The sequence below is a fragment of the Pseudarthrobacter sp. PvP090 genome, assembly GCF_040547365.1.
In the GTDB taxonomy this organism is placed as follows: domain Bacteria; phylum Actinomycetota; class Actinomycetes; order Actinomycetales; family Micrococcaceae; genus Arthrobacter.
The window spans coordinates 237,031-262,308 of sequence record NZ_JBEPPO010000004.1; the positions used below are offsets into that span (position 1 = coordinate 237,031).

The window sequence follows — 25,278 nt, forward strand, 5'->3', positions numbered from 1 at the left end:
GAGCTTTCGATGGGCCACATACAGCAGAGCATCCAGATCAACGCACCCGTGGACCGGGTTACGGACATCGCCACAGATCCCCGCCATTGGGCCTCCTGGTGGGTGAACCTCAGCGAGGCCAAGACTGTGGACGGCGACGGCGGCCCCGGAACCGTCGTCAAGCACAGCTACCTGATGGCCGGTGTGCCGTTCCCGGTCACCACCCGCGTCGTCGAGAACGCCCCCACAGAGTCAGGCGGCAGGCACGTGCGCATCGAGTTCGAGGGGCCGCTCAAAGGCTGGCAGACCTGGGACTACGAACCCGAGAATAACGGCACCAAAGTGTCCCTGGAGATCGAATACAACATTCCCGGCGCCGCGATCGGCAAATTCACAGACCGCGTGCTGGTGGAACGGCTCCAGGACAGGGCAAGGGAGCAAACCCTCGGCAACCTGAAGCTCATGGCGGAGAGCGGAACCGCCTAGGAATTTAGCGGGACGTTGTCGATGAGCCGGACCGGGCCGACCGTGGCCGCGATGATCGCCAGGCCCTCGCCACGGAACGGGGTGTCCCGGCAGTTCTCGGCCAGCGGGTCCAGGCTGCGGGGATCCACCACCTCGAAGTAGTCCAGGTCCACCAGCGGCTGGGACTCCACGAGTGCCCGCGCGGACTCGAGGTCCAGGGGCTGGTGGGCGTTGGCGCGTTCCTCGATGAGCCGCAGGGCCCGCGAGAGCACCAGCGCCGCCTCGTGTTCCGCGGCGGAGAGGAAGCGGTTGCGGCTGGACAGCGCGAGGCCGTCCGCGGACCGCACGATCGGCACGGGGACGATCTCCACCGGGAAGTTCAGATCCGCGACCATACGCTGGACCAGGGCCAACTGCTGGGCATCTTTCTGTCCGAAGTACGCCCGGTAGGCCGGCAGCTCGGGGCCCGCGGCGGCACCGGGCGTCCCATAGTGCAGCAGCTTGGCCACCACTGTCAGGGCGCCGTCGAAGTGGCCGGGGCGGGATGCACCCTCCCACTTTCCCGCCATCGGGCCCGCGCTGATCCGGACGCGGGGCGCCCCGCCGGGGTAGACCTCGTCCACGTCCGGGGCGAACACCAGGTCCACGCCGACGGCGTCCAGCAGCGCGAGGTCCGCCTCCAGCGTCCGGGGGTACCGTTCCAGGTCCACCGCCTCGCCGAATTGCAGCGGGTTCACGAAGATGCTCACCACCACCACGTCGTTCTGCTCGACGGCGGTGCGCGCCAGCTCGGCGTGCCCCGCGTGCAGGGCGCCCATGGTGGGCACCAGGCCCTGCGAGGTGCCGCCCTTCTCCTTGAGCAGACGGGCGCTTTCGGCCTTCAGCCGGGCAGCGGTGGTCACGAGTTGGATCGCCAAGTCAGGGAACCTTCCTTAGGTTTGCGGGCCGTCGAGGTCCGGGCCCTCGAGCGCCTGCGTGATGTCGCCGAGTTGCTCCGGCTTCAGCAGTCCCCGGCGTCCTGCCCGGCGGGCGGTCGCCCGGGCCATGGCCAGGTACGCCTCCAGAATATCGTCGCCCGAGCCGCCGTCGTGCTCCCGCAGGGACTCGGCGTGCGCGGCGACGGTGCCCACATCGCCGCGGGCCACCGGGCCGGTCAGGGCCGATTCGCCCGAGGCGAGCGCGTTTTCCAGGGTCGCCCGCAGCAGCGGTCCCAGCATGCGTTCGGGGGCCTCGACGCCGACCTCCCGGAGCAACTGCGAGGCCTGCGCCACCAGGGTGACGAGGTGGTTGGAGCCGTGCGCGAGGGCCGCGTGGTACAGCGTGCGGTCGGCCTCGGCGATCGCGACGGGCTCCGCGCCCATCTCCACCACAAGGGCCTGGGCAATGGGCAGCATCGCGGCGTCCGCCGTGACGCCGAAGGTGCAGTCCAGCAGCCGGGTCAGGTCCAGGCTCATCCCGGTGAAGGTCATGGCGGGGTGCAGCGCCAGCGGGATGGCGCCGGCGGCGCGGACGGGATGCAGGATCCCGACGCCGAAGCGGCCGGAGGTGTGTGCGACGAGCTGGCCGGGCTGCCAGGCGCCGAGCTTCGCCAGGCCCTCGATGAGCGGGCCGAGCGCGTCGTCGGGGACGGCCAGGAGCACCAGTTCCGCGCGCTCGACGATGTCCTGCACGTCCAGCACCGGGACACCCGGAAGCAGTGTCTCCGCGCGTTCGCGGCTGGCGTCCGAGACCGCGGAGACCCCGATGATGGCGTGCTCCGCGCCGCGCAGCGCCGCCCCCAGGACGGCGCCGACCTTGCCGGCGCCGATGATTCCGATGCCGAGTCGTCCTGGCTTAGCCATGCTGCGGGTCTTCCTGACTGTTGGGTTCTTCGGTGCGGGAATCTCCAGCCACGAGCGGGCGGACCTGGTCCAGCCAGTGCTCGCTGGTCTGGCGTTTGCGCGCGGCCCGGGCCCTGGCCGCCTGTGCATCCAGCAGGGCCCGGCCCTCGTCGAGGCCGGCCTGGACCAGCCGAGGGGACACCGGCCCGGCGGTGGTGTGCAGCACCAGGTCCGCCACCCGGAAGCGCCGGGCCAGGGGGCCCTGCTCCAGGGCCATGGACTGGGTGCGCTGGTGCGGGACCACGACGAGGTGCCGCCACCAGCGGCCCGAGCGGATCAGCAGGGCCGTGCCGGTGGCGGTGAAGCCGTTGCGCCGCCAGCCCAGGGGGGCCAGCAGCCGGGCGCGCCGCGGGGTGGTGACGAAGCCGCCGTCGTCCGTCCCGGACCCCGCCGTCTCCGCCGGACCCGACGGCCCCTCCCCCTGCAACGACACTGCAGGGGCGAGGCCGTTGATGCCGGCGGCGAAGATCCGCACAGGGTCCGGGGTGCCCGGGTCGGGCAGGACCAGGGAAAGCATGGTGAGCACGTCGGGGAAGGTGCCCACGGGCAGGAGCGTGGTCCGGGATGAGGCCTCGCCGTTGCTGCCCGCGGCGCCGTAGCCGGCCACGTTGACCTGGATCCGGTACCAGCCCAAGATCCGCCACAGCGGCGGCTGGCTGACGCGCAGGGCCTGGATCCGCCCGGGCGGCAGGGTCTGGGCCTGGGTGTCCAGCAGCCCGTACCGCAGCCGGATGCCGTCCGGGGAGATGGCGGCGGTGAAGTTGTAGCCCCTGTTGATGGCGTTCCAGTACGCGGCCACCATGCCCAGCACGGCGGGGATCAGGAAGAGGTAGAAGCTGCGGTTCTCGGTGACGGCGGAGAGCACGACGGAGGCCAGCCCGCCGGCGACGACGACGACGCTCTGCTCGCTCAGGAGCAGGGATCCGATGAGGCGGCCGGGCGGGACGGTCAGCACGGCATGTTCGGGCGCCTCCGCCGCGGCGGCCCCCGGCTGCGCGGGGTCCGGAGCCACGCCGGCGGCGCGGGCCAGGATCGTGGCCCGGAGCTGCCGCGCTTCGTCCATGCGGAGGTACGCCAGCCGCACCGCGGACTCGCCGGCGTCGGCGACCTCGAACTTGAGCTCGGCCAGCCCGAAGATCCGGGCGAGCAGCGGCTGCACGATGTCGATCGCCTGGACCCTGTCCAGCCGCGCCTGCCGCTGCTGTTTGAAGAGGAATCCGGTGTTGATCCGGACATAGCCTTCCGCCACCTGGTAGCGGGTGAAGTACCAGCTCAGGACGTAGCCCAGCCCGGTGAGCAGCAGCAGCACACCGCCGCCGAGCAGCAGCCACGGCGCCCGGCCCGCGAGCTGCTCATCGACGAGGGGGCCGCCCTGGAGCACCCGTTCGAAGGTGTCCCGGAAGAAGAAGAACGCAATGGCGGCCAGCGCCACCCAGCCGCGCACGAACGGTGAGGCCGGGTGCACGCGCTGCCACCCGCCGTCGGGGGTTCCCGCGTCGGCGCCTGCGGACGCCTCCGGGGCCGCGTCCGGCTTCACTGGGCTCCCCCAACGGAGGTCCTCACGGCGGAGCCGTCACAGTCCGGCCAGCCGGGCTTCACCACGGGCGGAGAGCTGCTCGCGGAGCCGCGCGCCCTCCGCGGCGGGCAGGCCCGGGATTTCCGCGTTGGTGCCGGCGGAGGCGGTGTGCAGTTTCAGCGTGCACAGGCCCACGCCGCGTTCCACCGGTCCGGCGCCGATGTCCACGTACTGCATGCGGCCGTAGGGCACCACGAGGGTGCGCTGGAAGAAGATGCCGCGGCGGATGAGCAGGTCATCTTCACGCTCGGCGTAGCCGATGGCGCGCACCTGACGGGGAATGAGAAGGAGCCGCCACAGGGCCAGGACCAGCATCCCGGCCGGGAGGGCGACAGCCAACCAGAGCGGGAAGGTCTCCCACCGGCCGCTAACGACAAGGACCAGGGGAACGCAGAGCAGGCCCACGACGACGAGGTTGGCCAGCGCCCAGCTGGCGAGCCGCACTGTGACGTATTTTGGCGAGACGCGCAGCCACGTGATGCCCGGGGGATCAATCGCCTCGGTACGCATATTCGCCTTCCGATTTGGGCTTGCGCTGCTCCTGGCGGCCCGGGGCCGCTTCGCCGTCGCCCTCCTCGGGCGGTATCCGGCAGAACCGTTCCACCATCAGGCCGACCCCGATCATCGCCAGGCCGCCGCCGGCCATGGCCAGGGCCTGCCAGGCGAGGGTCTGGTCACTGCGCAGATTCCAAAGGCGCAGCTGGTCAACGAAGATCCCGGCATGCCAGCCGAGCAGCACGCTGCCGGTGTAGGCACAGGCCTGGGCGAGGACGAGGGTCCAGGCGGCCAGGATCGGGTTCAGCATTTTCTTCTTGTTGCCGTTCCTCCAGCGGAGCACGCGGATGCCCAGCACGAGGGTGAGCACCACGATCACACCCATTGTGATGAGTCCGTTGAGCGGCAGCACGGGGGTGTTCAGTCCGTAGCGGGTGGTCAGCAGGGCGGCGAGCCAGCCCAGGATCCCGACGGCCACGCTGATCACGAGCAGCGCCAGGGGGCTGGTCAGCTTCATCACTCCACCGCCCCGGCCACGCCGTGGAGGTTTTCGAAGCCGTCGAAGGGCACGAGGTCGGCGAAGTCGGCGGCCTTGGCGGCCAGTTCGCCGACGCGTTCGCCGTTGAGCTCCGCGCCGGGGTCGATGAGCGACCACGGGTAGAGCACGAACGCCCGCTCGGCTGCTCGCGGATGGGGCAGGGTCAGCTCCGGGTCGGAACTGGCCAGCTCGCCGTACGTGATGATGTCGACGTCGAGGGTGCGCGGGCCCCAGTGCACGTCGCGGACGCGGAGGTGTTTCTGCTCCACCTCGTGGCAGTGCCGCAACAGCTCGAGGGGCGCCAGCGTGGTCTCCACGGCGATCACCATGTTGAGGAAGTCCGGCTGGCCGGCCGGCCCGCCGACGGCCTTGGTCTGCACGATCGGCGAGATGGCCAGCAGGCGGACCTCGGGTGGATCGACGATGTCCGCGACGGCCGCCGAGAGGGTGTCGCTGCGCGCCCCCAGGTTGCTGCCGAGCGCGAGTACGGCACGGGTGTAGTTCATGGCTGTTCCTGCCGGGTCCGCCGGACGCTGACGGAGACGTCGCCGAATTCGACTTGGATCGGGGCCTTGGGTTTGTGCACGGTGATGTCCACGGCGGCGACGGGGAACTTCGACAGCACGTCCTCGGCGATCCGCACGGCCAGCGCCTCGATCAGGTTCAGCGGCTCCCCCGTGATCCAGCCCCGGATGCATTCGGCCACTTCACCGTAGTGCGCCGTGTCGAGGACGTCGTCGGAGGCGGCGGCGCGGCTGAAGTCCAGGTGCAGTACGGCATCGACCACGAACGGCTGGCCGTTGCGCCGCTCGAAATCAAACACTCCGTGGTGGCCGACGGCGGTGACGCCGCTCAGCGTGATCTGGTCCATGGTCGCCTGCCGGTTCAGTTGTCGCCGGCGGCGGGCGCGGCTGGTGCCTGTGCCGGGGTCATGCGGGCGGCGACCTTGACGGCGTCGAGGCTGGGGCCGACGTCGTGCACGCGGACCGCCCAGGCGCCCCGGTGGGCGCTGATGGCGGTGACTGCGGCGGTGGCGTCGTCGCGTTCGGCCGGCGGGGCGGCCTTGCCGGCCACGGTCAGTAGGCTGCCGAGGAAACGCTTGCGGGACGCTGCGACAAGCACCTTGTGGCCCATGGCCTGCAGGACGTCCAGACGGCGGAGCAGTTCCCAGTTCTGCTCCTCGTTCTTGGCGAAGCCCAGTCCCGGATCCAGGATGATCTGTTCCGGGGCGACGCCTGCCGCGTACAGCTTGTCGCGGACGCCGGCGAGTTCCGCGGCCACGTCTTCCGCGACGTTTCCGTACTCGGCGAGGGAGTCCATCGTGCTGGCGTTGCCGCGGCGGTGCGTGAGGATGTACGGAACCTTGCTGCGGGCCACGAGTTCGGCCATTTCGGGCTCCATGGTCAGCCCGGAGACGTCATTAATGATGGCGGCACCGGCGTCGAGCGCCGCTGCGGCGGTGGCGGCGTGCGTGGTGTCGATGCTGACCAGGGCCCCGGCCTTGACCAGCGCCTGGATCACGGGCAGCACCCGCCGCAGCTCCTCCTCGACGCCGACCTCGACCGCCCCCGGGCGGGTGGATTCACCGCCGACGTCGATGATGTCCGCTCCGCCGTAGAACATCCGCAGGCCGGCCGCGATGGCGGTGTCCGCGGCGGCGTGCTTGCCGCCGTCGCTGAAGGAGTCCGGGGTGACGTTCAGGATCCCCATCACGAGCGTCCGGTCCGTGGGGAGGTTCTCGAACTTGGCGGCCGGGCGGGCCTTGCGCAGGACGGGCAGGGGCGAAGTCGCCGGTCCGGTCCCGGGGGCTGCGGCTAGGGAGTCCATAGTCTGTGTTGTTACCTTCCGATGATGAGGCTCATGGCTTCGGCTCGGGTGGCCGGGTCATGGAGTTGCCCGCGGACCGCGCTGGTGACGGTTTTGGCGCCGGGCTTGCGGATGCCGCGCATGGACATGCAGAGGTGTTCGCATTCGATGACGACGATTGCTCCGCGCGGCTTGAGATGGGTGACGAGGGCCTCGACGATCTGGGTGGTCAGGCGTTCCTGGACCTGGGGGCGGCGGGCGAACATGTCCACGAGCCGCGCGAGTTTGCTCAGGCCGGTGACTTTCCCGTCGTGCGAGGGGATGTAGCCCACGTGGGCGACCCCGTGGAACGGAACGAGGTGGTGCTCGCAGGTGGAGTAGAACGGGATGTCCTTGACTAGGACGAGTTCCTCGTGGTCCAGGTCGAACTGGGTGGCCAGGATTTCGGCCGGATCGTGGTGGAGCCCGGCGAACATCTCGGCGTACGCCTTCGCGACCCGTTTCGGGGTGTCCAGGAGGCCGCTGCGGTCCGGGTCCTCGCCGATGGCCAGCAGGACCTCCCGGATGGCCGCCTCGATCCGGGGCTGGTCCACGGGGCTGGTGCCGGGGACGGGTGCTCCCGCCGCCAGGGAACCGTTGGCGGGAGCGTCGTCGTCGTCATTGAAGAAAGAAGTCACGGAAGAAGCCTAGCCGGGATGGCCGTCGGGCCCGAGATCCGTTACACCGCCTTGGAACGGCTCCTGTCCGGAGACTCCCTGGGCGTGCGGCGGGAAGGTGTCCAGCGGTTCCTCGAGGCGGGCTTCCTTGGCTTCCTGCTGCGCTTCGCGTTCGGCCTTCTCCCGGCGCGATTCTACCGGACCGATCTCCTGGATCGGGCGGGTCTCCTTGGAGAGCCAGATCTCGCGGAAATCGCGTTTCCGGATGTTGGTGAAGACCTGCGCGATTTCGGCCTGGTTCAGCGTTTCGCGTTCCAGCAGCTCGAGGGCCAGCTCGTCCAGGACGTCGCGGTTTTCCACCAGGATGGCGTAGGCCTCGTCGTGTGCGCCCTCGATGAGGCGGCGCACTTCCTCGTCGACGATGTAGGCGATCTGGTCGGAGTAGTTGCGCTCATGGCCGGCATCGCGGCCCAGGAAGGGCTCGCCGCCGCCCTGGCCGAGACGCACCGCGCCGACGCGTTCGCTCATGCCGAACTCGGTGACCATCTTGCGGGCGATCCCGGTGGCCTTCTCGATGTCGTTGGACGCGCCGGTGGACGGGTCGTGGAAGACGAGCTCCTCAGCGACGCGGCCGCCCATGGCGTAGGCCATCTGGTCGAGCAGTTCGTTGCGGGTCACGGAGTACTTGTCGTTCTCCGGCACCACCATCGTGTAGCCCAGGGCGCGGCCGCGGGGCAGGATGGTGATCTTGGTGACGGGGGCCGAGTTCCGCAGCGCCGCCGCCACGAGGGCGTGCCCGCCTTCGTGGTAGGCGGTGACTTTGCGTTCGTGTTCCTTCATGACGCGGCTGCGCTTCTGCGGCCCGGCCATGACGCGGTCGATGGCCTCGTCGAGGGCGCGGTCGTCGATCAGGTTGGCGTTGGAGCGGGCGGTCAGCAGCGCGGCCTCGTTCAGGACGTTGGCCAGGTCCGCGCCGGTGTAACCGGGGGTCTTCTTGGCCACGGCCTTCAGGTCGACACCGGGAGCCATCGGCTTGCCCTTGGCGTGGACCTTCAGGATCTGGTCGCGGCCGATCAGGTCGGGGGCCTCGACGGAGATCTGGCGGTCGAAGCGGCCCGGCCGCAGCAGGGCCGGGTCCAGGACGTCGGGACGGTTGGTGGCGGCGATCAGGATGACGTTGGTCTTGACGTCGAAGCCGTCCATTTCGACCAGCAGCTGGTTAAGGGTCTGCTCACGTTCGTCGTTGCCGCCGCCGATACCGGCACCGCGGTGGCGGCCGACGGCGTCGATTTCGTCGACGAAGATGATGGCCGGCGCGTTGGACTTAGCCTGTTCGAACAGGTCGCGGACGCGGGAGGCGCCGACGCCGACGAACATTTCGACGAAGTCGGAACCGGAAATGGAGAAGAAGGGTACGCCGGCCTCGCCGGCGACGGCGCGGGCCAGCAGGGTCTTGCCGGTGCCGGGAGGGCCGTAGAGCAGCACGCCCTTGGGGATCTTGGCGCCCACGGCCTGGAACTTCGCCGGTTCCTGCAGGAATTCCTTGATTTCTTCGAGTTCCTCGACGGCTTCGTCGGCCCCGGCGACGTCGCTGAAGGTGACCTGGGGCATGTCCTTGTTGACCAGCTTGGCCTTGGACTTGCCGAACTGCATGACCTTGGAGCCGCCGCCCTGCATGCGGGAGAGCAGGAACCAGAAGAGGACACCGAGGAGGAGGACCGGGATCAGGAGGGAGAACAGTCCGGCGAACCAGTTGTTCTCAACCGGCTGGTCGGTGTAGCCGCTCGGGGGCCGGGAGTCGGTGACGGCTTTAACGACGTCGTCCGCGCGGGCGTTGACGTAGTAGAACTGGATGTTCTTGCCCTTGTCCTGCCCATCAACCTGCAGGTTTTCCTTCAGGACCAGGTCCACGCGGTTTTCCGCGTCGAAGATCTTTGCCTGTTCCACCTTGCCGCCGGCGTCGGTCAGCAGCGCGAGGCCCTTGTCCGTATCGATCCGGGCTGAGCCGCCCGGGGACAGGGTGGCAAAGGCCAGCAGGAGCATGCCAACAACAACGACAATCCAGATGCCCGGGCCCTTGAAGAAACTCTTAGCTTTCATCTGTTCGGGGCAGGCCCCGTCCCTCCTGGTAGTGCTGCACGGCGACCGTTCTGCGCGCGTGTAATGCTGCATCAGTGTCTAGCTATACACCGTCGCAGTAGCTCACGCACGGTGAAGTCCAAAAGTTCCCTGTGGGCGTAGCGGGGCCGGGCGGGACCGGCCCCCTGCCGGTCCCGCGCCGTGCCTGTCCTGCCGGACGTAGCGGCAGCGGCGGGCTACTCGTAGACGTGCGGCGCCAGGGTGCCGACGAAGTCGAGGTTGCGGTACTTCTCGGCGTAGTCCAGGCCGTAGCCCACCACGAACTCGTTGGGGATGTCATAGCCGACGTACTTGACGTCGATCTGGACCTTCGCGGCCGTGGGCTTGCGGAACGCGGTGCAGATTTCCACCGAGGCCGTGCCGCGGGATTCCAGGTTGGTCTTGAGCCAGGACAGGGTCAGGCCGGAGTCGATGATGTCCTCGACGATCAGGACATCCTTGCCCATGAGGTCCGTGTCAAGGTCCTTGAGGATGCGGACCACGCCGGAGGACTGGGTGCCGGACCCGTAGGACGAGACCGCCATCCAGTCCATTGAAACGTGGCTGTGAAGGGCGCGGGCGAGGTCGGCCATGACCATCACGGCGCCCTTGAGCACGCCGACGATCAGCAGATCGCGGCCTTCGTAGTCCTTGTCGATCTGGGCAGCGAGTTCGGTGATCCGTGCCTGGATCTGCTCCTTGGAGTACAGAACGTGCTTGAGATCTGCCTGGACGTCGTTTGAATCCACCAATAACTCCTGTGTAGATGCGGGGGCAACTATATTTTGGGCGGTTTTTGAGGCCGGAATACAAGCTTCCCACAGCGCGCCGCTTCGCGGGGAACACCGCCGGGGCCCGGCTGGCCTTCGGCGAGAAGCTGGGCGAGCGAGAGCCGGTAGACGCTGACGCCGCCGGGGAGCTCCACGGGACCCGCCGACCCCTGCCGGCGGAGCAGTGCTTCCGCGGCGAGCAGACGCTGGTAACTGGGCTGCTGGCCTCCGACGGCGGCCGCGGCCTTCGCGATGACCCGGAACCTGACGGCCGGTGCCAGCTCGCGCAGTGCTTCCTCCGGGAGGCTGATGGTGGCGCCGGACTGTTCCCGCAGCCGGACAAAGGTGTCGTTGGCCACGTCCTCGAGGTAATCGGCGTCCAGCTGCAGGATCGCGGCGGTCCGCGCGAGCGATTCTGCCACCCCCGGTCCCAGCTTCTCCTCGAGCAGCGGCAGAACTTCGACCCGGGTCCGGGACCTGGCAAACGCCGGATCCGCGTTGCTGGGATCGTGCCAGGGGTCAAGGCCCTCGACCTCGCAGATCTCGAGCGTGTCCGCGCGGCGCAGTCCCAGGAAGGGCCGCAGCAGGCGGTCGCGGGCGGGCCGCATGCCCGCCAGGGATCGGGTTCCGGAGCCGCGGGCCAGCCCCAGCAGCACCTGTTCGGCCTGGTCATCCAGGGTGTGGCCGAGCAGGATGGCTTGGGCGCCGGTGTCGTCGGCGGCGGCGTCGAGGGCGGCGTGCCGGGCGTCCCGGGCGGCCGCCTCCGGCCCCATCCCGGTGGAGGCTACCTCAACTGTCCTGACCTGCACGGGCGAGAGCCCCAGTTCCCGCAGCGTCTCAGCGGTGGCGGCGGCGACCCCGGCGGAACCGGGCTGCAGCTGGTGGTCCACGACGACGGCGCCCACGGAGACGGGGTGGCCGTCCACGTGCCCGCGGCGCGCGAAGTAGGCGGCGACGGCGGCGAGGGCCAGCGAGTCGGGCCCGCCGCTGCAGGCGACCATGATCCGTTCCGGGTACCCCGCCCCGGCCAGGGCGTCCTGCAGCATCTTCCGCGCCGTGCCGACGACGGGCGCCAGCCGGCCGGGCCGGCGTCGTCCGCTGGAAACGGGACTGGACGTCACGGGACCTAGTGCCCCATCCGCTCGAGCCAGAGCCGGGAATTGTGGATCTCGGCCTCGGTCGGCAGGTGGTCCGCGGACTCCCAGACCTTGTTGAAACCTTCCATGCCAGCCACGTCCACGACTTCGCGGACGAACTTTGACCCGTCGGCATACTGGCGCATCTTGGCGTCCAGCCCGAGCAGGTTGCGGATGAACTTTTCGATGACGCCGCGGTCACTGGCCCGGGAGTTGAAGCGCTGCCGGATGGTCTTCACGGACGGCACGATGCTGGCATCGACCGCGTCCATCACCACGTTGGCGTGCCCTTCGAGCAGGCTCATCAGTGCCGTCAGGCGCGAGATCGCGGCCTTTTCCTCCGGGTTCTGCAGCAGGTCGAGGATGGCGCCCCGGCTCGGGGCGGAGCCGGACGCGGTGCGGTCCTTGAGCGATTTCGCGGCGGCCGAGGCCCGTTCCATCAGGGAGTCGACATTGCCGAGGAGCTGTCCGCTGAGGCTGTCGATCTCCTCCAGCATGTGGTGCCGCAGCCAGGGTGCCGCGGCGAACTGCACACGGTGGGTTTGTTCGTGGAGACACACCCAGAGCCGGAAGTCTTCGGGCTCGACGTTGATTTCGCGCTCGACGGAGATGATGTTCGGCGCAACGAGGAGCAGCCGGCCGGCGGCGGGTGCGGTGGAGTTCTCGGCGAGGGCGGAGAAGGGGTCGTACTGGCCCAGGACCTTGCTGGAGAGGAAGGCGAGGATGGCGCCGAGCTGGCTGCCGGTGATGGCGCCGCTGACGCTGGCCGCGCCGGGGTTGAGGGTGCCGCGGCGGCCCTCTAGCATCTTTTCCATCGCGGGCTGGAGCATAACGGCGAAGCTTTGCGTGTTGGCCTTGGCCCAGGAGGCGCGGTCCACGACGAGGACCGAGGAGTCGCGCAGGTCGCGGGCGGCCTCCAGGCCGGTGATGTCATGGACGTGCGGCACGGACAGGTCCGCCATCAGCCGCAGGTTGTCGACGGCGGCGCCGATCTCCGCCGACCCTAGGGTGGGTCCGGCCGGCGTCAGGCGGGCGGCGGTGGAGGCGGCAAGCTCCCAGTTGATCAGGGCTTGGGCTTGGGCTGATGTCTCGCGGGCAGAGGACTCCATAGGCTCCATCAGATCACAGGGGACTGACATTGCGCCTTAAATTCGTCGGGCGGCGAACGCCGGCGGGCTGATCGCCGTCGTCCGGGACATCCGCTGCTCCGTAACTGCCGTTTTGGGGGTCCAAAAGGGCGTTTACGGAGCAGTCGACGGTTCGACGTCGGCCGGAGGCGGTCAGCGGCAGCCGCAGCCGGCAAGGACGGAGGCGGTGCGGTCCAGGGCCGTCCTGTTCCCCGCCCCCGGGGTCAGCCCGTTGCCGATGAAGGAAAACACCAGGAGCCGGCCGTCGGCGTCCACGACGTAGCCGCTCAGGGCAATCACTGTGTTCAGCGTGCCGGTCTTGGCGCGGACCAGGCCTGCACCGCCCGCCGTGGCCGCGTCGCCCACGTACCGGTCCTCCAGGGTTCCGGTGAGGCCGGCGACCGGGAAACCGGCCAGGCCGGCGCGCAGCCGGGTGTCCGCGCCCGACGTCATCGCCCGGACCACTTCGGAGAGCTGCCGGGCGGAGACCTGGTTTGCCAGCGCCAGCCCGGAGACGTCCGCGGCGCGCAGGGTGGCGGCGGGGATTTTCAGGTCTTTCAGCTGCTGCAGCACGGCGGCGACGGCGCCGTCATTGCTGCCGGGCTGTCCGGCGGCGAGCGCCGCCATGCGGCCGATCACCTCGGTGAGGTAGTTATCCGAGGTGCGCAGCATCAGGTCGACCTGCTGGCCCACCGTCGCGGACTGTACTTCGGCCAGGACCCTGGTGCCGCCGTCGTGCGTTCCGGCGGGGACCCGCGCGACGCCGGGCGCCACCGTCAGCCCGGCAGCGCCGGCCGCCGCCGCGAGTTGCGCGGAAAAAGCCTCGGCGGCGTTCATCGCGGCATCCTGCGGGCGGGGGCCGGTGGTTGTGGCCGGGTCGAAGCGGGCCGAGTTCAAGGCGAGCGGGAACAGCGGCGCCACCTCGCCGGCGGCGACATCCTCCGGGCTCCAGGCCGGGTTCAGCGCGGGGCCGGTGAACAGGGAGTCGTCCAGCAGGACCGTGACGGGGACGGAGACGCCGTCGTCCTGCAGGGCACGGACGGTCGACTGCGCCAGGCTGGCGAGGCCGGCGCGGCCCAGCACTGCGCCGGGCACCGATTCGCCGGCGCCGAGGAGCACGTCCCCGCCGCCGGTGAGCACCACCGACCCGGGGGCCGCCCCGGCCACGGCCCTGGTGCTGAAGCGGCGTTCCGGGCCGAGGGTGCGGAGGGCCGCGGCGGCCGTGAGGAGCTTCATGTTGGAGGCGGGGACCCGGGCCTCGCCGCCGGAACGGTCGAAGAGGACCTCGCCGGTGAGGGCGTCCTGCACGACGCCGGTGAAGTTCCCGGCGCCGTCGGTCTTCAGGGTTTCGTTGAGCTGGGCCGCCAGCGGGCCGGGCTGCGGGACGGGGGCGCCGGCGGTGAGCGGCCCGATGCCGTCCGGGGCGGGGCCGGCCGCCGCGCCGTCGCGGGCGGCCAGTGTGCCGGGCACCTGGTGCCAGGGCGGAGCCGGCTGCGCGGCGGGTCCCGAAGTGCCGGGGCCGAGGAAGGCTGGGGCGACGGCAATGCCGGCGGGGAGGGCGAGCGCCGCGACGAGCAGGGTCTGGAGCAGCAGCGGGAGGCTCCGCCGCAGCGGCCCGGTCACCGGGTCAGCGCCCGGGCGGCTCGTTCTGCGTTTCATGCTGCTGGTCCTTTATTCCTGAAATGTCCCCACTAGTTCCTGAAACCTGGGCCTCTCGCTATATCCTCAATAGTAGTCGGCGGCACCGGCAGCCTTTTGTGTGTGCCGCGCACCCCTGAAAACCGCGCATCCCCTGAATTTCTCAAGGAGCAGTCCATGAAGCATGACGTGACCATCGAGATCCCCAAGGGATCACGCGTCAAGTACGAAGTCGACCACGAAACGGGCCGCGTCCGCCTGGACCGCGTCCTGTTCACCTCGATGCAGTACCCCACGCACTACGGTTTCTTCGAGAACACCCTGGGCGAAGACGGCGATCCGCTGGACGCCCTGGTGCTGCTGCAGGACTTCGACCTGCACCCCGGCGTCATTGTTGAGTCCCGCCCCATCGGCGTGTTCAACATGACCGACGACGGCGGCGGTGACGCCAAGGTGCTTTGCGTGCCGGTCGACGCCCGCTTCGACCACATCAACGAGATCAGCGACGTCAGCGAATTCCTGATCAAGGAAATCGAGCACTTCTTCACCCGTTACAAGGACCTGGAGCCCGGCAAGTGGGTCAAGGCCGAGGGCTGGGGCGACCGCGCCGCCGCCGAGGCCGAGCTCGAGGCATCCATCAAGCGTTACGTTCCGCACACGCACTAACCTCCCCACCCACCACCAACGCGGGGTCACTTGCCGCCCATCCGGACGACGGACATGGGCCGGCAGTGACCCCGCGTTGCTGTTTAAGGGGCTGTCCTGGCCCTAGGCGGCTGTCAGTGACAGGTCAGGAATGTGTGAAATCGTGGGCTTATGAACGCCGAGCCTGCCTTTAGCCCTCCCTGCGGTCCGGTTACCGGATGGCGCGACGGTGACGTCGTGCGGGCCACCGGAATCCCGTATGCGACGGCGGGACGTTTCCAACCGCCGGCGGCTGCCCCGGACTGGAGCGCGGTCCTCGCGGCCACGTCGCTGTCGCCGGCGTGCCCGCAGGCCCCGGTGCCGTTCCTGGATGACATCCTCGGCACCCGCTACGGGGAGCTCCCCGGCAGTGAGGACTGCCAGCGGCTCTCCATCACCATCCCGGCCGGCCTCGCCGCGGACGAGCGTGTCCCCGTGATGGTGTGGCTCCACGGCGGGTCCTACACTTCCGGCTCCGGCGACCTGGCCATTTTCGACCCCAAGGCCCTCGTCGCCGAAAACCGGGTCATCGTGGTGTCCGTTACGTACCGCCTGGGCCTGTTCGGCTACCTTGCGACGGGCACGGGCCGGCCCGCGAACCTCGGCCTGCTGGACCAGCTCGAGGCGTTCCGCTGGGTGCAGCGCAACATCAGCGCCTTCGGCGGCGACCCGGAACGTGTCACGGCTTTCGGGCAGTCCGCCGGGGGCGACGCCGTCGCCCACCTCATGGCGACGCCGGAAGCCCCCGCCCTCTTCCAGCGGGCCATCATTCAAAGCGCGCCGCTGGGCATCACCCGGGGCCGGGAAAAGATGAGCACCGCGATGGGCATCGCGGCGGAGCACGTCACCGAGGACACCCCCGCGATGGAGGTCGTGGAGATCGAAGAGCGGGTGTCGCAGGTGGCCCGAAAGTTCGGGCTGATCGCGGCCATGCCGTTCGGCACGCAGTACGGGCATGCCCCCTTGCCACCGGAATCCGGCATTGAGGACGCGTGGAACGCCACGGCCCCCGGAATCGAGGTCCTGATCGGGCACACCTCCGAGGAAGCCCGGCTGTTCCTGCCGCGCAACCCGGTCATCGGCCGCGTGGCCAGGGTCCCGATGCTCGGGACCGCCGTCGTCAAGGCCGTCAACTGGGCGGTGACCGAAGCAGTGTACGGCCGGGCCGCCCGGAAGTTCGCCCGCCGGCACGCCCGGGCCGGGGGCACGGCCTACAGCTACGTGCTGTCCTGGGCGGCACCGGGGAACTCCTACGGGGCCGCGCACACGGTCGACCTGCCGCTGCTGTTCGGCGACAGGCAGACCTGGGCCGGGGCCGGGCTGCTCGCGGGCGCCAGCTGGGAGGAAATCAACGCCCAGGGCCGGGCCCTCCGCGCCGTATGGGCCCGCTTTGCCGCCGGGGAGGGCCTGGACAGCCGGGGCGGGCTGCCCGGCGCCCTGCAGTACCGGGCGGTCAGCGCCGGATGAAACGGACCCTAATGGTTGCCCTCCCGGGCGGACCGCGGTGAGGACCCTCGGCGTCGATCTCGCCGCGGCCACCCGGAAGACCGCCGCCGCCGTCATCGAATGGGGCAACGGCACGGCCCGCCTGGCGCACCTGGCCCTCGACGTCGGCGACGACGAGATCGTGCGGCTCTTCGGCGCCAGCGACATGACGGGGATCGACTGCCCGGTGGGCTGGCCGGACGCCTTCCTGCCCTTCCTGGCCGGGCATTTGGCCTTCGAACCGGACCCCGTGCTGGATTATGACGGCATCGAAGGGCGCCGGCTGCTGGCCTACCGGGACACCGACCGCTTCGTCACCGCCCAGACCGGGCTGATTCCCCTGAGCGTCTCCGCCGACCGGCTGGCCCACCCGGCGATGCGCTGCGCTGTCATCCAGGCCAAAATCGCCCGGGACCACGGCCCGCAGTCCCGGGACGGCAGCGGCCGGCTCGCCGAGGTGTACCCGGCGGCGTCGCTAAAGACCTGGGGCCTGCCGGCCCGGGGCTACAAGGGGCGCGGCGGCGCCGAGGCGCAGCGGCTGGCCGAGGTCCTGGCCGGTCTGACCGCGGCAGCGCCGTGGCTGGACCTGGCGGGATACGAGGGCCGGCTGGCGGGCTCCGACGACATGTTCGACGCACTCATCGCCGCCCTCACCGCGCGGGCCGTGGCCCTCGGCCTGACACTCCGCCCGGATGCCGGGCATGCCCGGGCGGCTGTGACCGAGGGCTGGATCCACTTGCCCGCCGGCGGGCTGGACGGGCTCCCCGGCACCCGGCCGTAGCGGACGGCTCCCTGTCGCGGGACTATTCCAGCCCGCGCGGCTAGTCCAGGCCGAGCGTCCAGCCGCTGATTTCCTCCGAGTCCTCGCCGTGGTCCCTGGTGTGGTTGTGCGCCCGGATCCGGCTGTCCTGCAGCGCCTGCCGCAGCAGCGAATGCTTCTCCGCCAGTCCCGGCACCCGGTCGATTGCGTCGATGGCGAGCTGGAAGCGGTCAATCCCGTTGAGCATCGCCATGTCGAACGCCGTCGTGGTGGTGCCCTCCTCCTTATAGCCACGGACGTGCAGCCCCTCCTGGTTGGTCCGCCGGTACGCCAGCCGATGGATCAGCGACGGATAGCCGTGGTAGGCGAAGATGATGGGCTTGTCCGCCGTGAAAATCCCGTCGAAGTCCCGGGACGTCAGGCCGTGCGGGTGTTCGCTGGCGTCCTGCAGGCGCATCAGGTCCACCACGTTGACCACCCGGATCTTCAGCCCGGGGGCGCCGGCCTTCAGCAGTTCCGCCGCGGCGACTGTCTCGACCGTGGGCACGTCGCCGGCACAGGCCAGAACGACGTCGGGTTCCTCGCCGGGGACTTCGGAGCCGGCGAACTCCCAGATGCCCAGGCCGCGCTGGCAGTGGTGCGCGGCGTCGGCGGGCCCCAGCCAGGTCGGCGAGGGCTGCTTGCCGCTGACCACAATGTTGACGTAGTCCCGTGATCCGAGGCAATGCTCCATCACGGAGAGCAGCGTGTTCGCATCCGGAGGCAGGTAGACGCGGATGACCTCGGCCTTCTTGTTCACGGCGTGGTCGATGAAGCCCGGATCCTGGTGCGAGAACCCGTTGTGGTCCTGCTGCCAGACATGCGAGGACAGCAGGTAGTTCAGCGACGCGACCGGCCGCCGCCAGGCCAGCTCACGGTGCACCTTGAGCCACTTGGCGTGCTGGTTGAACATGGAATCCACGATGTGGATGAACGCCTCATAGCAGCTGAACACACCGTGCCGGCCGGTCAGCAGGTACCCCTCCAGCCAGCCCTGGCAGAGGTGTTCGCTGAGGACCTCCATGACCCGCCCGGCGCGGGCAAGATGCTCGTCGAGCTCCTCGATCCGGTACTGCCACACCTTGTCCGTGACCTCGTAGACGTTCTGCAGACGGTTGGACGCGGTCTCGTCCGGGCCGAACAGCCGGAACGTCTCCGGATTCTGGCTGATCACGTCGCGAAGCCAGGACCCCAGCGTGATCATGGCACTGACCCGCTCCACGCCCGGCTGGGCCACCGCGACCGCATGGTCCTCGTACTTCGGCAGCTTGAGGTCCCGCAGCAGCACACCGCCGTTCGCGTAAGGGGTGGCGCTCATCCGGAGCGCCCCCTCGGGCGCATTCGCCGCAACGTCTTCCCGCAGCCGCCCGGCGTCGTCGAAGAGCTCGTCGGGCCGGTACGACTCGAGCCATTCCCCCAGCTGCGCCAGGTGCTCCGGGTTGGTGCGCACCTCGGACAGCGGCACCTGGTGGCTCCGCCACGTTCCCTCCACCTGCAGTCCGTCGACCACCCGGGGCCCGGTCCAGCCCTTCGGGGAACGCAGCACGATCACGGGCCAGCGCGCGGCCGGGGCGCCGGCTGTCACATCGTCCCCGGCTGTCGGGTCGCCTTCGGCGGGCCCGGCCGCACCGCCCCCTGCAGTTCCGCTCCTGCGGGAGGACTGGATCGCCCGGATCTCCGTGAGGCAGTCATCCAGGACGGCGGCGAAGTCCCGGTGCGCGGCCGCCGTGTCGTCCGGATGGCCCACGGTCACAAAGTGCGGCTCGTGCCCGTAGCCGCGCAGCAGCTGTTCCAGCTGGGCCTCGGGCATGCGGGCCAGGATGGTGGGGTTGGCGATCTTGTAGCCGTTCAGGTGCAGGATGGGCAGCACCGCGCCGTCGTGGACCGGGTCCAGGAAGTTGTGCGAGTGCCAGCTGGCCGCCAGCGGCCCGGTTTCGGCCTCGCCGTCGCCGATGACGACGGCGGTGATCAGGTCCGGATTGTCGAAGACGGAGCCGTAGGCGTGCGCCAGGGAGTAGCCCAGCTCTCCGCCCTCGCTGATGGAGCCCGGGGTTTCCGGGGCGGCGTGGCTCGGGATGCCGCCCGGGTAGGAGAACTGCCGGAAAAGTTCGGCCATCCCGGGTTCGTCGCCGCCGACATTGCTGTAGATCTCGGAGTAGGTGCCCTCAAGCCAGGCGTTCGCCACCACCGCCGGCCCGCCGTGCCCGGGCCCGGCAATAAACAGCATGCTCTGGCTGTCCCGGCGGATCACCCGGTTCAGGTGGGCGTAGACGAAGTTCAGTCCCGGCGTCGTGCCCCAGTGGCCCAGAAGCCTCGACTTTGTGTCGGCGGCGCTCAGGGGTTCGCGCAGCAGCGGGTTGGACCGGAGATAGATCTGCCCCACGGACAGGTAGTTGGCGGCCCGCCACCAGCGGTCCACGAGCTCCAGTTCCGCGCCGCCCCCGGACTCCCGCCGGGTGCCTTCCGGACGCGCGTCGGAGGCTTTGCCCGGGCTGCTGCCGGCGAACGGATCGGTGTCGGGATTCAGGTCGCTGGTCAACGCACCGGTCAACTTGCTGGTCATGGGATTCCTCGCTTCACGGGGGCCTTGGGCTGTGCGCAACCTCCATCGCAACACGTCGCAGGACCGGAGACAAGCCCGCGGGACCGTGTCCAGGAGACGCTCTTGCCAGCCCCTTACCACCGGGTAGTGTGGATCCAGAATGTTCACGCTGACCATCAACCAAACAGACAGCCGGCGCGACGGCGACTGCGTGCCGCAGCTCCTCAAGGACCTGCGGCACATTCCCGCGCGCCTGGATTTCGACCGCTCGGTTGAGGACGAGGTCCAGGGCATTGTCGACTCGCCGCACCAGGCCGTCGAAGCGGCGATGATCGCGCTGCGGACCGGCAGCTGGTACGTGGGCATCGGCGTCGGGCCCGTCAACGAGCCCCTGCCGAACCAGATCAAGGACGCCTCCGGGCACGGGCTGATTTACGCCCGCCGGGCCGTCGACCGGCTGCGCAACGGCAAGGACCGGATCCCGGTGGCCGTGGAAGGACCGCTGGCCGACCTGGCCGCGGAGTCCGAGTCCGTGCTGCGGCTGCTGGGGCACATCGTGCACGACCGAAGCCCTGCGGAATGGCGGGTCCTGGACCTGCTGACCCCCGGGGTCCGCGGACAGCAGAAGGCGGTGGCCGAGGAGCTCGGCATCACCACCCAGGCGGTCAGCAAAGCCGTGGCGCGGGCGCAGTGGAATGAGGAACACGCGGCGCGGCCCGCCGCGGCCCGGCTCCTGGGCCTCATCCTCGAGGTGCGCTGACAGCAGGCCTGCTGCAGGGCTGCCCGCCGGGGCCCAGAGCGGGCCGCCGGAGCCTACAGCAGCAGGCTGCGCAGCACGTGGGCGGCGCCGTCGTCGAACACCGAGTGCGTGACCTCGTTCGCGGCTGCGATGACTTCCTCCGGCGCCTGGCCCATGGCCACACCGCGGGCGGCCCAGGTGAGCATCTCGATGTCATTGCGGCCGTCGCCGACGGCGACGGTGCGGTGCGCCTCGATCTCCAGCCGGCCGCGGAGGTGCTCCAGGGCGCTGGCCTTGGTCACCCCGGCGGCGGCGATGTCCAGCCACGCCGTCCAGCCCACCGAGTAGGTCACGCCGGCCAGGCCGATGTGCTGGATGGCCGTGTTGAACTCCTCCGGTGTGTTCTCGGCGCTGAAGACCACCACGCGGACGGCGGTGGCTTCCAGCATGGTGTGGAAGTCGACGCCGATGGCCTCCACCCCGAAGCTCATGTCCTGGAAGCGCTCGGTGGAGAGGAAGTTGCCGTCCTCGTCCTCGAGCGCGTACTTGGCCGTGGGCAGCCGCTTGCGCAGTGCCCGCAGCACGGGGCCCGGGTCGAAGGTGGCCTTGTGCACGATCTCGTAACCGGCGGAGAGGCTGGAATCCAGCCGCAGGGTGACCCCGCCGTTGGAGCACACGGCATAGCCGTTGTCGATGCCGATGTGCTCGATGATCGGCAGGGTCGCGTTCAGTGAGCGGCCGGTCGCGATGGTGACGTGGTGGCCGGCGGCCACGACGTCCTGGGCGGCTTCGCGGACGGGAACGGACATGTGGCCGTCGTGGTCCACGAGCGTGCCGTCGACGTCGAGCGCCACCATCAGCTTGTGGGCTGCTGCGTTTCCGTTGTTTCCGTTGTTCTCGTTGTTCCTGGTGTTGTCTCGCCGGTCATCGTTGCCAGCGACTGAGGTTTCAGTCAATGTTGTCATCTCACAAGTAGAGCAGACACCCCCGACGGCCGCTAGGACGCGCGCCACAGCGCGCGGTGAACCCGGGGTGAACAGCTGTTGACGCCCATGACCCCGCGGCGCTCTGCGGGGTCATGGGCCGGGGAAACGGCGGCTCAGATGACGGGGAAGACCGTCATGCCGCCGAGGTACTTCTGCAGCGCCTGCGGGATGTTGACGGAGCCGTCCGGGTTCTGGTGGTGCTCCAGGATGGCGACGATCCAGCGGGTGGTGGCCAGGGTGCCGTTGAGCGTGGCGACGGCCCGGGTGCCCTTGGGGGCCCCGTCCTCGTTCAGCACGCGTTCGCGGATGTTGAGCCGGCGCGCCTGGAAGGTGGTGCAGTTGGAGGTCGAGGTCAGCTCGCGGTAGGCGCCCTGCGTCGGGACCCAGGCCTCGCAGTCGAACTTGCGGGCGGCAGAGTTGCCGAGGTCCCCGGCCGCGGTGTCAATGACCCGGTAGGGCAGTTCACACTTGGCGAGCATTTCCTCTTCCCAGGCGAGCAGCCGGGCGTGCTCGGCCGCGGCGTCCTCGACCGTGGTGTAGATGAACATCTCCACCTTGTTGAACTGGTGGACCCGGATGATGCCGCGGGTGTCCTTGCCGTGCGAGCCGGCCTCGCGGCGGTAGCAGGAGCTCTGCCCGGCGTAGCGGACCGGGCCGGCGGAGAGGTCCAGGATCTCGTCCGCGTGATAGCCGGCCAGCGCCACTTCCGAGGTGCCCACGAGGTAGAGGTCGTCCTCGGCGAGCCGGTAGATCTCGGCGTCGTGCTTGACGTCGAATCCGGTGCCCTGCATGGTCTCCGGGCGCACCAGGGTCGGGGTGATCATCGGCACGAAGCCGGCGTCGATCGCCTGCTCCATGGCCATCTGCAGCAGCGCCATTTCCAGCCGGGCACCGGCGCCGCGCAGGAAGTAGAACCGGGAACCGGAGACCTTGGCGCCGCGCTCCATGTCGATGGCGCCGATCAGCTCGCCGATTTCCAGGTGGTCCTTGGGCTCGAAGTCGGTGAATTCGCGGGGGGTGCCGACGGTCTTGACCACGATGTAGTCGTCCTCACCGCCCGCGGGGACGCCGTCCTCGATGAGGTTGGGGATGGCGCGCAGCAGTTCGTCGTGCTCGGTCTGGGCGACGTCGGCCTCGGCGGAAGCGGCCTTGACCTGGCCGGCGAGGACCTTGACCTCTGCCAGCAGGGCCTGCTTTTCCTCTCCCTTGGCCTGCGCCACCTTCTTGCCGAACGCATTCTGCTCGGCCCTGAGGTTTTCGAAGCGGATCAGGGCGGCACGCCTGGCCGAGTCCGCGGCGATGATCGCGTCCACCACGGATTCGTCGGCGCCGCGGGCGCGCTGGCTGGCCCGGAACTTGTCCGGATTTTCGCTGAGGTCTTTTACATCGATCACCTGACAAGAGTATCCAATCCGGCCACCGTTACCGGGCAATCAGGCCGCCGGCCACCGGCGGGATAGTGTTGGACCACAATGCGCGACTGGCTGCTCTACCTCGTCATCGCTGGAGTCCTGGCGTTTGCCGTCTCCAGCTGGTGGGGAGTGCGCAAGCTCAAGGCCCGGCACACGCGCAGCGCCGTCTGGGAGGAAACGCACAGCCCGGGCCTGGGCCAGCAGAAGGTCGCCGTCGTGATGAACCCGATCAAGGCCCGGTCGGCCGAGGCCCGCACCTTGATTGAAGAGGCGTGCGCCGCCGCTGGCTGGGTGCCGCCGCGGTTTTTCGACACCACCGCCGAGGACCCCGGGTTCTCGCAGGCGCGGGCCGCCGTCGACTACGGCGCCGACGTCGTCCTGGTGGGCGGCGGTGACGGCACGGTGCGGGTGGTGGCGGACATTCTGGCCGGCACGGACATTGCCATGGGACTGATCCCGCTCGGCACCGGCAACCTGCTGGCCCGCAATATCCACCTTGATGTGGGCGACCTGCACGGCAGCGTCCAGACCGCCCTGTTCGGCCACCAGCGTTTCATCGACACGGCACGGATGAAGGTGGAGAACTCACGCACCAAGGAGGCCTCGGAGCACACCTTCCTGGTCATCGCCGGCATCGGCATGGACGCTGAGGTGGTGGGCGACACCAGTGACGGGCTCAAGAAGGCAGTGGGCTGGCTGGCCTACACCGAGGCGGGGGTACGGCACCTCCCGGGGCGCCGCAAGAAGGTGTCCATCTCACTGGACGATCAGCCGGAACAAAGCCGAAAGATCCGCAGCGTGCTGTTCGCGAACTGCGGACTGATCCCCGGCGGGATCGACTTCATCCCCCAGGCCATGATCGACGACGGCATGCTGGACGTGGTGGTGATGAGTCCGCGCAGCGCGATCGGCTGGCTGGCGATGTACTGGAAAATCGTGCTCAAGCACAAGAGAAACCTGCCGGTGATGACGTACTACCGCTCCGGAAAGATCGTCATCCGCTGCGCGGAGCCTGTGCCCACGCAGGTCGACGGCGATCCGTCCGGTGAGGCCACGAAGGTCACCGTGCAGGTTGCCCCCGGCTCGCTGCTCGTCCGGGTCAAGGACGGCACCGAGGGAGATTAGGCGCTGGCTTCCTTCGCGGCGGCTTCCTTGTGCGCGTCCGCCGTTTTCTTCGCTTCCGCGGCGGCCTTGGCGGCACGCGCTTCGGACTGCTCGCGGATCATGGCCTGCTCCTCTTCGAAGCGCAGCCGGTCTGCACGGTCGGCGTCGTCGCCGTCCCAGTCCTGGTTGTCAGCGGTCGGCTTGGGATTCACGATCATTCCCTGGCCGTCATTTTCAAGGCTGGTGTTTGCCATGACCTGCTCCCTCGGTAGAGGACTTCCCCAATATGGATCAGGCAAGCATACGCACAGTTTCCAAGGGGCGGAAGTGCCGGATGTGGCATTTGTCTACGCTGTGGGCGAAGCCTTGGACATATATTCCGGCACCACAGATGCCCCGGACAGAATGTCTCTGACCCAGGCATGAGCCGCGCGGAAGGCCTGGTCGGAGGTATGCGGCTCCACGATGGTCCGGTGCCCGTCGGCGCGGCCGTATGAACCCAGGAAGCGGGTGGCCGGGCTGATCCGGTGCAGGCCCGCCAAGGCGTCCGCGACACGCGCGTCGGCCACATGGCCATCGGCGTCGATGCTGAAGAAGTAATGGCCCAGATACTGTCCGGTGGGTCGTGACTCGATCCGGCTGAGGTTCACGCCGCGGGTCGCGAACTGGTCGAGGATCTCCATCAGTGCGCCGGGGCGGTCTTCCGGCAGAGGAACGACGACGGTGGTCTTGTCCGCACCTGTGGGCTCCGGCAGTGCGCCGGGCCGGCCCACCAGCACAAAGCGTGTGACCGCGCCGGGGTTGTCACCGATATCCTCCGCCAGCACGGCGAGCCCGGGCTGTTCGGTCGCCACGATCGGGGCGCAGATTGCCGCGTCGTAGTGCGTTTCGCCCTCCAGCAGCCCCATGGCCGCCGCGGCCGTGGAGGAGCCCGGGATGTATTCCGCATTCGGAATATTATTTTCGGCCCACAGCCGGCACTGCGCCCAGGCGTGGCCGTGGGTGGAGATCCGGCGGATGTCCTCGATCCGGGTCCCGGGCCGGGCCACCAGCACGAAGCTGATAGGGACGAGGGCTTCGCGCAGGATCCGCAGTTCCTGGCCGGTGGCGATCGCGTCCAGGGTGGCGGTGACGCCGCCCTCCACGGAGTTCTCGATCGGCACCATGGCCGCGTCCGCCGAGCCGTCGCGGACCTTGTCCAGCGCCGTGTTGACGTTCGACGACGGTACGCGGACCGCGTCCGCCGCGTCGGGTACCTGCATCAGGGCGGCCTCGGTGAAGGTGCCCGCGGGTCCGAGGAAGGTGTACGTGACAGGTGATGCGGGCATCGGCGCTTCTTTCTT

At 69.4% G+C, this 25,278-nt stretch carries 25 protein-coding genes; 6 read left to right on the forward strand and 19 right to left on the reverse strand.

Annotated elements, in window-relative coordinates:
- Nucleotides 1-9 precede the first annotated feature (9 nt).
- Nucleotides 10-465, forward strand: coding sequence for an SRPBCC family protein (locus ABIC21_RS06345; RefSeq protein WP_354349568.1), 456 nt, complete (start codon nt 10-12; stop codon nt 463-465).
- Here the strand turns inward: ABIC21_RS06345 and panC are convergent.
- From panC to dacB, 14 genes are all read right to left on the reverse strand, one after another.
- Nucleotides 462-1,361, reverse strand: a complete 900-nt coding sequence (gene panC, locus ABIC21_RS06350) for a pantoate--beta-alanine ligase (protein ID WP_354349569.1) — start codon at nt 1,359-1,361, stop codon at nt 462-464. The genes ABIC21_RS06345 and panC overlap by 4 nt on opposite strands.
- Before the next feature lie 15 nt (nt 1,362-1,376).
- Nucleotides 1,377-2,285: a Rossmann-like and DUF2520 domain-containing protein gene (locus ABIC21_RS06355; RefSeq protein ID WP_354349570.1), complete on the reverse strand. Its 909-nt coding sequence runs from the start codon at nt 2,283-2,285 to the stop codon at nt 1,377-1,379.
- Nucleotides 2,278-3,861, reverse strand: coding sequence for a PH domain-containing protein (locus ABIC21_RS06360; RefSeq protein WP_354349571.1), 1,584 nt, complete (start codon nt 3,859-3,861; stop codon nt 2,278-2,280). Before ABIC21_RS06360 ends, ABIC21_RS06355 begins: the two co-directional genes overlap by 8 nt.
- 36 nt (nt 3,862-3,897) lie before the next feature.
- A complete protein-coding gene (locus ABIC21_RS06365) occupies nt 3,898-4,410 on the reverse strand; it encodes a PH domain-containing protein (protein WP_354349572.1) in 513 nt (170 codons plus the stop codon).
- Nucleotides 4,391-4,912, reverse strand: a complete 522-nt coding sequence (locus ABIC21_RS06370) for a DUF3180 domain-containing protein (RefSeq protein WP_354349573.1) — start codon at nt 4,910-4,912, stop codon at nt 4,391-4,393. The genes ABIC21_RS06365 and ABIC21_RS06370 overlap by 20 nt, the downstream gene beginning before the upstream one ends.
- Entirely contained in the window at nt 4,912-5,439 is a 528-nt protein-coding gene (folK, locus tag ABIC21_RS06375; RefSeq protein WP_354349574.1) for a 2-amino-4-hydroxy-6-hydroxymethyldihydropteridine diphosphokinase, read from the reverse strand. Before folK ends, ABIC21_RS06370 begins: the two co-directional genes overlap by 1 nt.
- Nucleotides 5,436-5,804, reverse strand: a complete 369-nt coding sequence (gene folB / locus ABIC21_RS06380) for a dihydroneopterin aldolase (protein ID WP_354349575.1) — start codon at nt 5,802-5,804, stop codon at nt 5,436-5,438. Before folB ends, folK begins: the two co-directional genes overlap by 4 nt.
- A 14-nt stretch (nt 5,805-5,818) precedes the next feature.
- Nucleotides 5,819-6,760 (reverse strand): dihydropteroate synthase, encoded by a 942-nt coding sequence (gene folP / locus ABIC21_RS06385; protein ID WP_354349576.1) that lies wholly within the window; start codon nt 6,758-6,760, stop codon nt 5,819-5,821.
- A gap of 11 nt (nt 6,761-6,771) precedes the next feature.
- Nucleotides 6,772-7,416, reverse strand: a complete 645-nt coding sequence (folE, locus tag ABIC21_RS06390) for a GTP cyclohydrolase I FolE (protein ID WP_502935960.1) — start codon at nt 7,414-7,416, stop codon at nt 6,772-6,774.
- A gap of 9 nt (nt 7,417-7,425) precedes the next feature.
- The gene (ftsH, locus tag ABIC21_RS06395; protein ID WP_354349577.1) at nt 7,426-9,495 is read right to left on the reverse strand and encodes an ATP-dependent zinc metalloprotease FtsH; all 2,070 of its coding nucleotides are present in this window, start codon (nt 9,493-9,495) and stop codon (nt 7,426-7,428) included.
- A gap of 215 nt (nt 9,496-9,710) precedes the next feature.
- Nucleotides 9,711-10,262, reverse strand: a complete 552-nt coding sequence (gene hpt, locus ABIC21_RS06400) for a hypoxanthine phosphoribosyltransferase (protein ID WP_354349578.1) — start codon at nt 10,260-10,262, stop codon at nt 9,711-9,713.
- A gap of 29 nt (nt 10,263-10,291) precedes the next feature.
- Nucleotides 10,292-11,329 carry a tRNA lysidine(34) synthetase TilS gene (gene tilS, locus ABIC21_RS06405; protein WP_354349659.1) on the reverse strand — a complete coding sequence of 346 codons (1,038 nt, stop codon included), beginning with the start codon at nt 11,327-11,329 and terminating at the stop codon, nt 10,292-10,294.
- Nucleotides 11,330-11,409: 80 nt separating this feature from the next.
- Nucleotides 11,410-12,528 (reverse strand): Rv3626c family coenzyme F420 biosynthesis-associated protein, encoded by a 1,119-nt coding sequence (locus tag ABIC21_RS06410; RefSeq protein ID WP_354349579.1) that lies wholly within the window; start codon nt 12,526-12,528, stop codon nt 11,410-11,412.
- Between the two features lie 171 nt (nt 12,529-12,699).
- On the reverse strand, nt 12,700-14,205 hold the full coding sequence (gene dacB / locus ABIC21_RS06415; RefSeq protein WP_354349580.1) for a D-alanyl-D-alanine carboxypeptidase/D-alanyl-D-alanine endopeptidase: 1,506 nt from the start codon (nt 14,203-14,205) through the stop codon (nt 12,700-12,702).
- Nucleotides 14,206-14,361: 156 nt separating this feature from the next.
- Here dacB and ABIC21_RS06420 point away from each other — a divergent pair, with 156 nt between their 5' ends.
- From ABIC21_RS06420 to ABIC21_RS06430, 3 genes are all read left to right on the forward strand, one after another.
- Complete coding sequence (locus ABIC21_RS06420; protein ID WP_282378589.1) at nt 14,362-14,850, forward strand: inorganic diphosphatase; 489 nt, start codon at nt 14,362-14,364, stop codon at nt 14,848-14,850.
- 150 nt (nt 14,851-15,000) lie between these two features.
- The gene (locus tag ABIC21_RS06425) at nt 15,001-16,335 is read left to right on the forward strand and encodes a carboxylesterase family protein (RefSeq protein ID WP_354349581.1); all 1,335 of its coding nucleotides are present in this window, start codon (nt 15,001-15,003) and stop codon (nt 16,333-16,335) included.
- A 37-nt stretch (nt 16,336-16,372) separates the two neighbouring features.
- A complete protein-coding gene (locus tag ABIC21_RS06430) occupies nt 16,373-17,134 on the forward strand; it encodes a DUF429 domain-containing protein (protein ID WP_354349582.1) in 762 nt (253 codons plus the stop codon).
- A gap of 40 nt (nt 17,135-17,174) precedes the next feature.
- Here ABIC21_RS06430 and ABIC21_RS06435 read toward each other — a convergent pair whose 3' ends face one another.
- Complete coding sequence (locus ABIC21_RS06435; RefSeq protein ID WP_354349583.1) at nt 17,175-19,715, reverse strand: phosphoketolase family protein; 2,541 nt, start codon at nt 19,713-19,715, stop codon at nt 17,175-17,177.
- A gap of 139 nt (nt 19,716-19,854) precedes the next feature.
- Between ABIC21_RS06435 and ABIC21_RS06440 the strand changes: the two genes are divergently transcribed.
- Nucleotides 19,855-20,454 (forward strand): MarR family transcriptional regulator, encoded by a 600-nt coding sequence (locus tag ABIC21_RS06440; protein ID WP_354349584.1) that lies wholly within the window; start codon nt 19,855-19,857, stop codon nt 20,452-20,454.
- A gap of 53 nt (nt 20,455-20,507) precedes the next feature.
- Here the strand turns inward: ABIC21_RS06440 and ABIC21_RS06445 are convergent, their stop codons facing one another.
- Both ABIC21_RS06445 and serS read right to left on the reverse strand, forming a co-directional pair.
- Nucleotides 20,508-21,398: an HAD family hydrolase gene (locus ABIC21_RS06445; RefSeq protein WP_354349585.1), complete on the reverse strand. Its 891-nt coding sequence runs from the start codon at nt 21,396-21,398 to the stop codon at nt 20,508-20,510.
- Between the two features lie 134 nt (nt 21,399-21,532).
- Nucleotides 21,533-22,813, reverse strand: a complete 1,281-nt coding sequence (gene serS / locus ABIC21_RS06450; RefSeq protein ID WP_354349586.1) for a serine--tRNA ligase — start codon at nt 22,811-22,813, stop codon at nt 21,533-21,535.
- A 78-nt stretch (nt 22,814-22,891) separates the two neighbouring features.
- Between serS and ABIC21_RS06455 the strand changes: the two genes are divergently transcribed.
- Entirely contained in the window at nt 22,892-23,956 is a 1,065-nt protein-coding gene (locus ABIC21_RS06455; protein ID WP_354349587.1) for a diacylglycerol/lipid kinase family protein, read from the forward strand.
- On the opposite strand, the gene ABIC21_RS06460 is transcribed toward ABIC21_RS06455, so the two are convergent.
- Nucleotides 23,953-24,189 carry a hypothetical protein gene (locus tag ABIC21_RS06460; protein WP_354349588.1) on the reverse strand — a complete coding sequence of 79 codons (237 nt, stop codon included), beginning with the start codon at nt 24,187-24,189 and terminating at the stop codon, nt 23,953-23,955. The two genes, ABIC21_RS06455 and ABIC21_RS06460, sit on opposite strands and share 4 nt — an antisense overlap.
- Before the next feature lie 93 nt (nt 24,190-24,282).
- Complete coding sequence (gene pheA / locus ABIC21_RS06465) at nt 24,283-25,263, reverse strand: prephenate dehydratase (protein ID WP_354349589.1); 981 nt, start codon at nt 25,261-25,263, stop codon at nt 24,283-24,285.
- Nucleotides 25,264-25,278 lie beyond the last annotated feature (15 nt).

Coding starts and splice junctions, on each gene's coding strand:
- ABIC21_RS06345 (WP_354349568.1), top strand. CDS start 10: ATGGGCCACATACAGCAGAGCATCCAGATCAACGCACCCGTGGACCGG.
- ABIC21_RS06355 (WP_354349570.1), bottom strand. CDS start 2,285: ATGGCTAAGCCAGGACGACTCGGCATCGGAATCATCGGCGCCGGCAAG.
- ABIC21_RS06365 (WP_354349572.1), bottom strand. CDS start 4,410: ATGCGTACCGAGGCGATTGATCCCCCGGGCATCACGTGGCTGCGCGTC.
- ABIC21_RS06370 (WP_354349573.1), bottom strand. CDS start 4,912: ATGAAGCTGACCAGCCCCCTGGCGCTGCTCGTGATCAGCGTGGCCGTC.
- folK (WP_354349574.1), bottom strand. CDS start 5,439: ATGAACTACACCCGTGCCGTACTCGCGCTCGGCAGCAACCTGGGGGCG.
- folB (WP_354349575.1), bottom strand. CDS start 5,804: ATGGACCAGATCACGCTGAGCGGCGTCACCGCCGTCGGCCACCACGGA.
- folP (WP_354349576.1), bottom strand. CDS start 6,760: ATGGACTCCCTAGCCGCAGCCCCCGGGACCGGACCGGCGACTTCGCCC.
- ftsH (WP_354349577.1), bottom strand. CDS start 9,495: ATGAAAGCTAAGAGTTTCTTCAAGGGCCCGGGCATCTGGATTGTCGTT.
- tilS (WP_354349659.1), bottom strand. CDS start 11,329: ATGCTGCAGGACGCCCTGGCCGGGGCGGGGTACCCGGAACGGATCATG.
- ABIC21_RS06410 (WP_354349579.1), bottom strand. CDS start 12,528: ATGGAGTCCTCTGCCCGCGAGACATCAGCCCAAGCCCAAGCCCTGATC.
- dacB (WP_354349580.1), bottom strand. CDS start 14,205: ATGAAACGCAGAACGAGCCGCCCGGGCGCTGACCCGGTGACCGGGCCG.
- ABIC21_RS06420 (WP_282378589.1), top strand. CDS start 14,362: ATGAAGCATGACGTGACCATCGAGATCCCCAAGGGATCACGCGTCAAG.
- ABIC21_RS06425 (WP_354349581.1), top strand. CDS start 15,001: ATGAACGCCGAGCCTGCCTTTAGCCCTCCCTGCGGTCCGGTTACCGGA.
- ABIC21_RS06435 (WP_354349583.1), bottom strand. CDS start 19,715: ATGACCAGCAAGTTGACCGGTGCGTTGACCAGCGACCTGAATCCCGAC.
- ABIC21_RS06440 (WP_354349584.1), top strand. CDS start 19,855: ATGTTCACGCTGACCATCAACCAAACAGACAGCCGGCGCGACGGCGAC.
- ABIC21_RS06445 (WP_354349585.1), bottom strand. CDS start 21,398: ATGACAACATTGACTGAAACCTCAGTCGCTGGCAACGATGACCGGCGA.
- ABIC21_RS06455 (WP_354349587.1), top strand. CDS start 22,892: ATGCGCGACTGGCTGCTCTACCTCGTCATCGCTGGAGTCCTGGCGTTT.
- ABIC21_RS06460 (WP_354349588.1), bottom strand. CDS start 24,189: ATGGCAAACACCAGCCTTGAAAATGACGGCCAGGGAATGATCGTGAAT.
- pheA (WP_354349589.1), bottom strand. CDS start 25,263: ATGCCCGCATCACCTGTCACGTACACCTTCCTCGGACCCGCGGGCACC.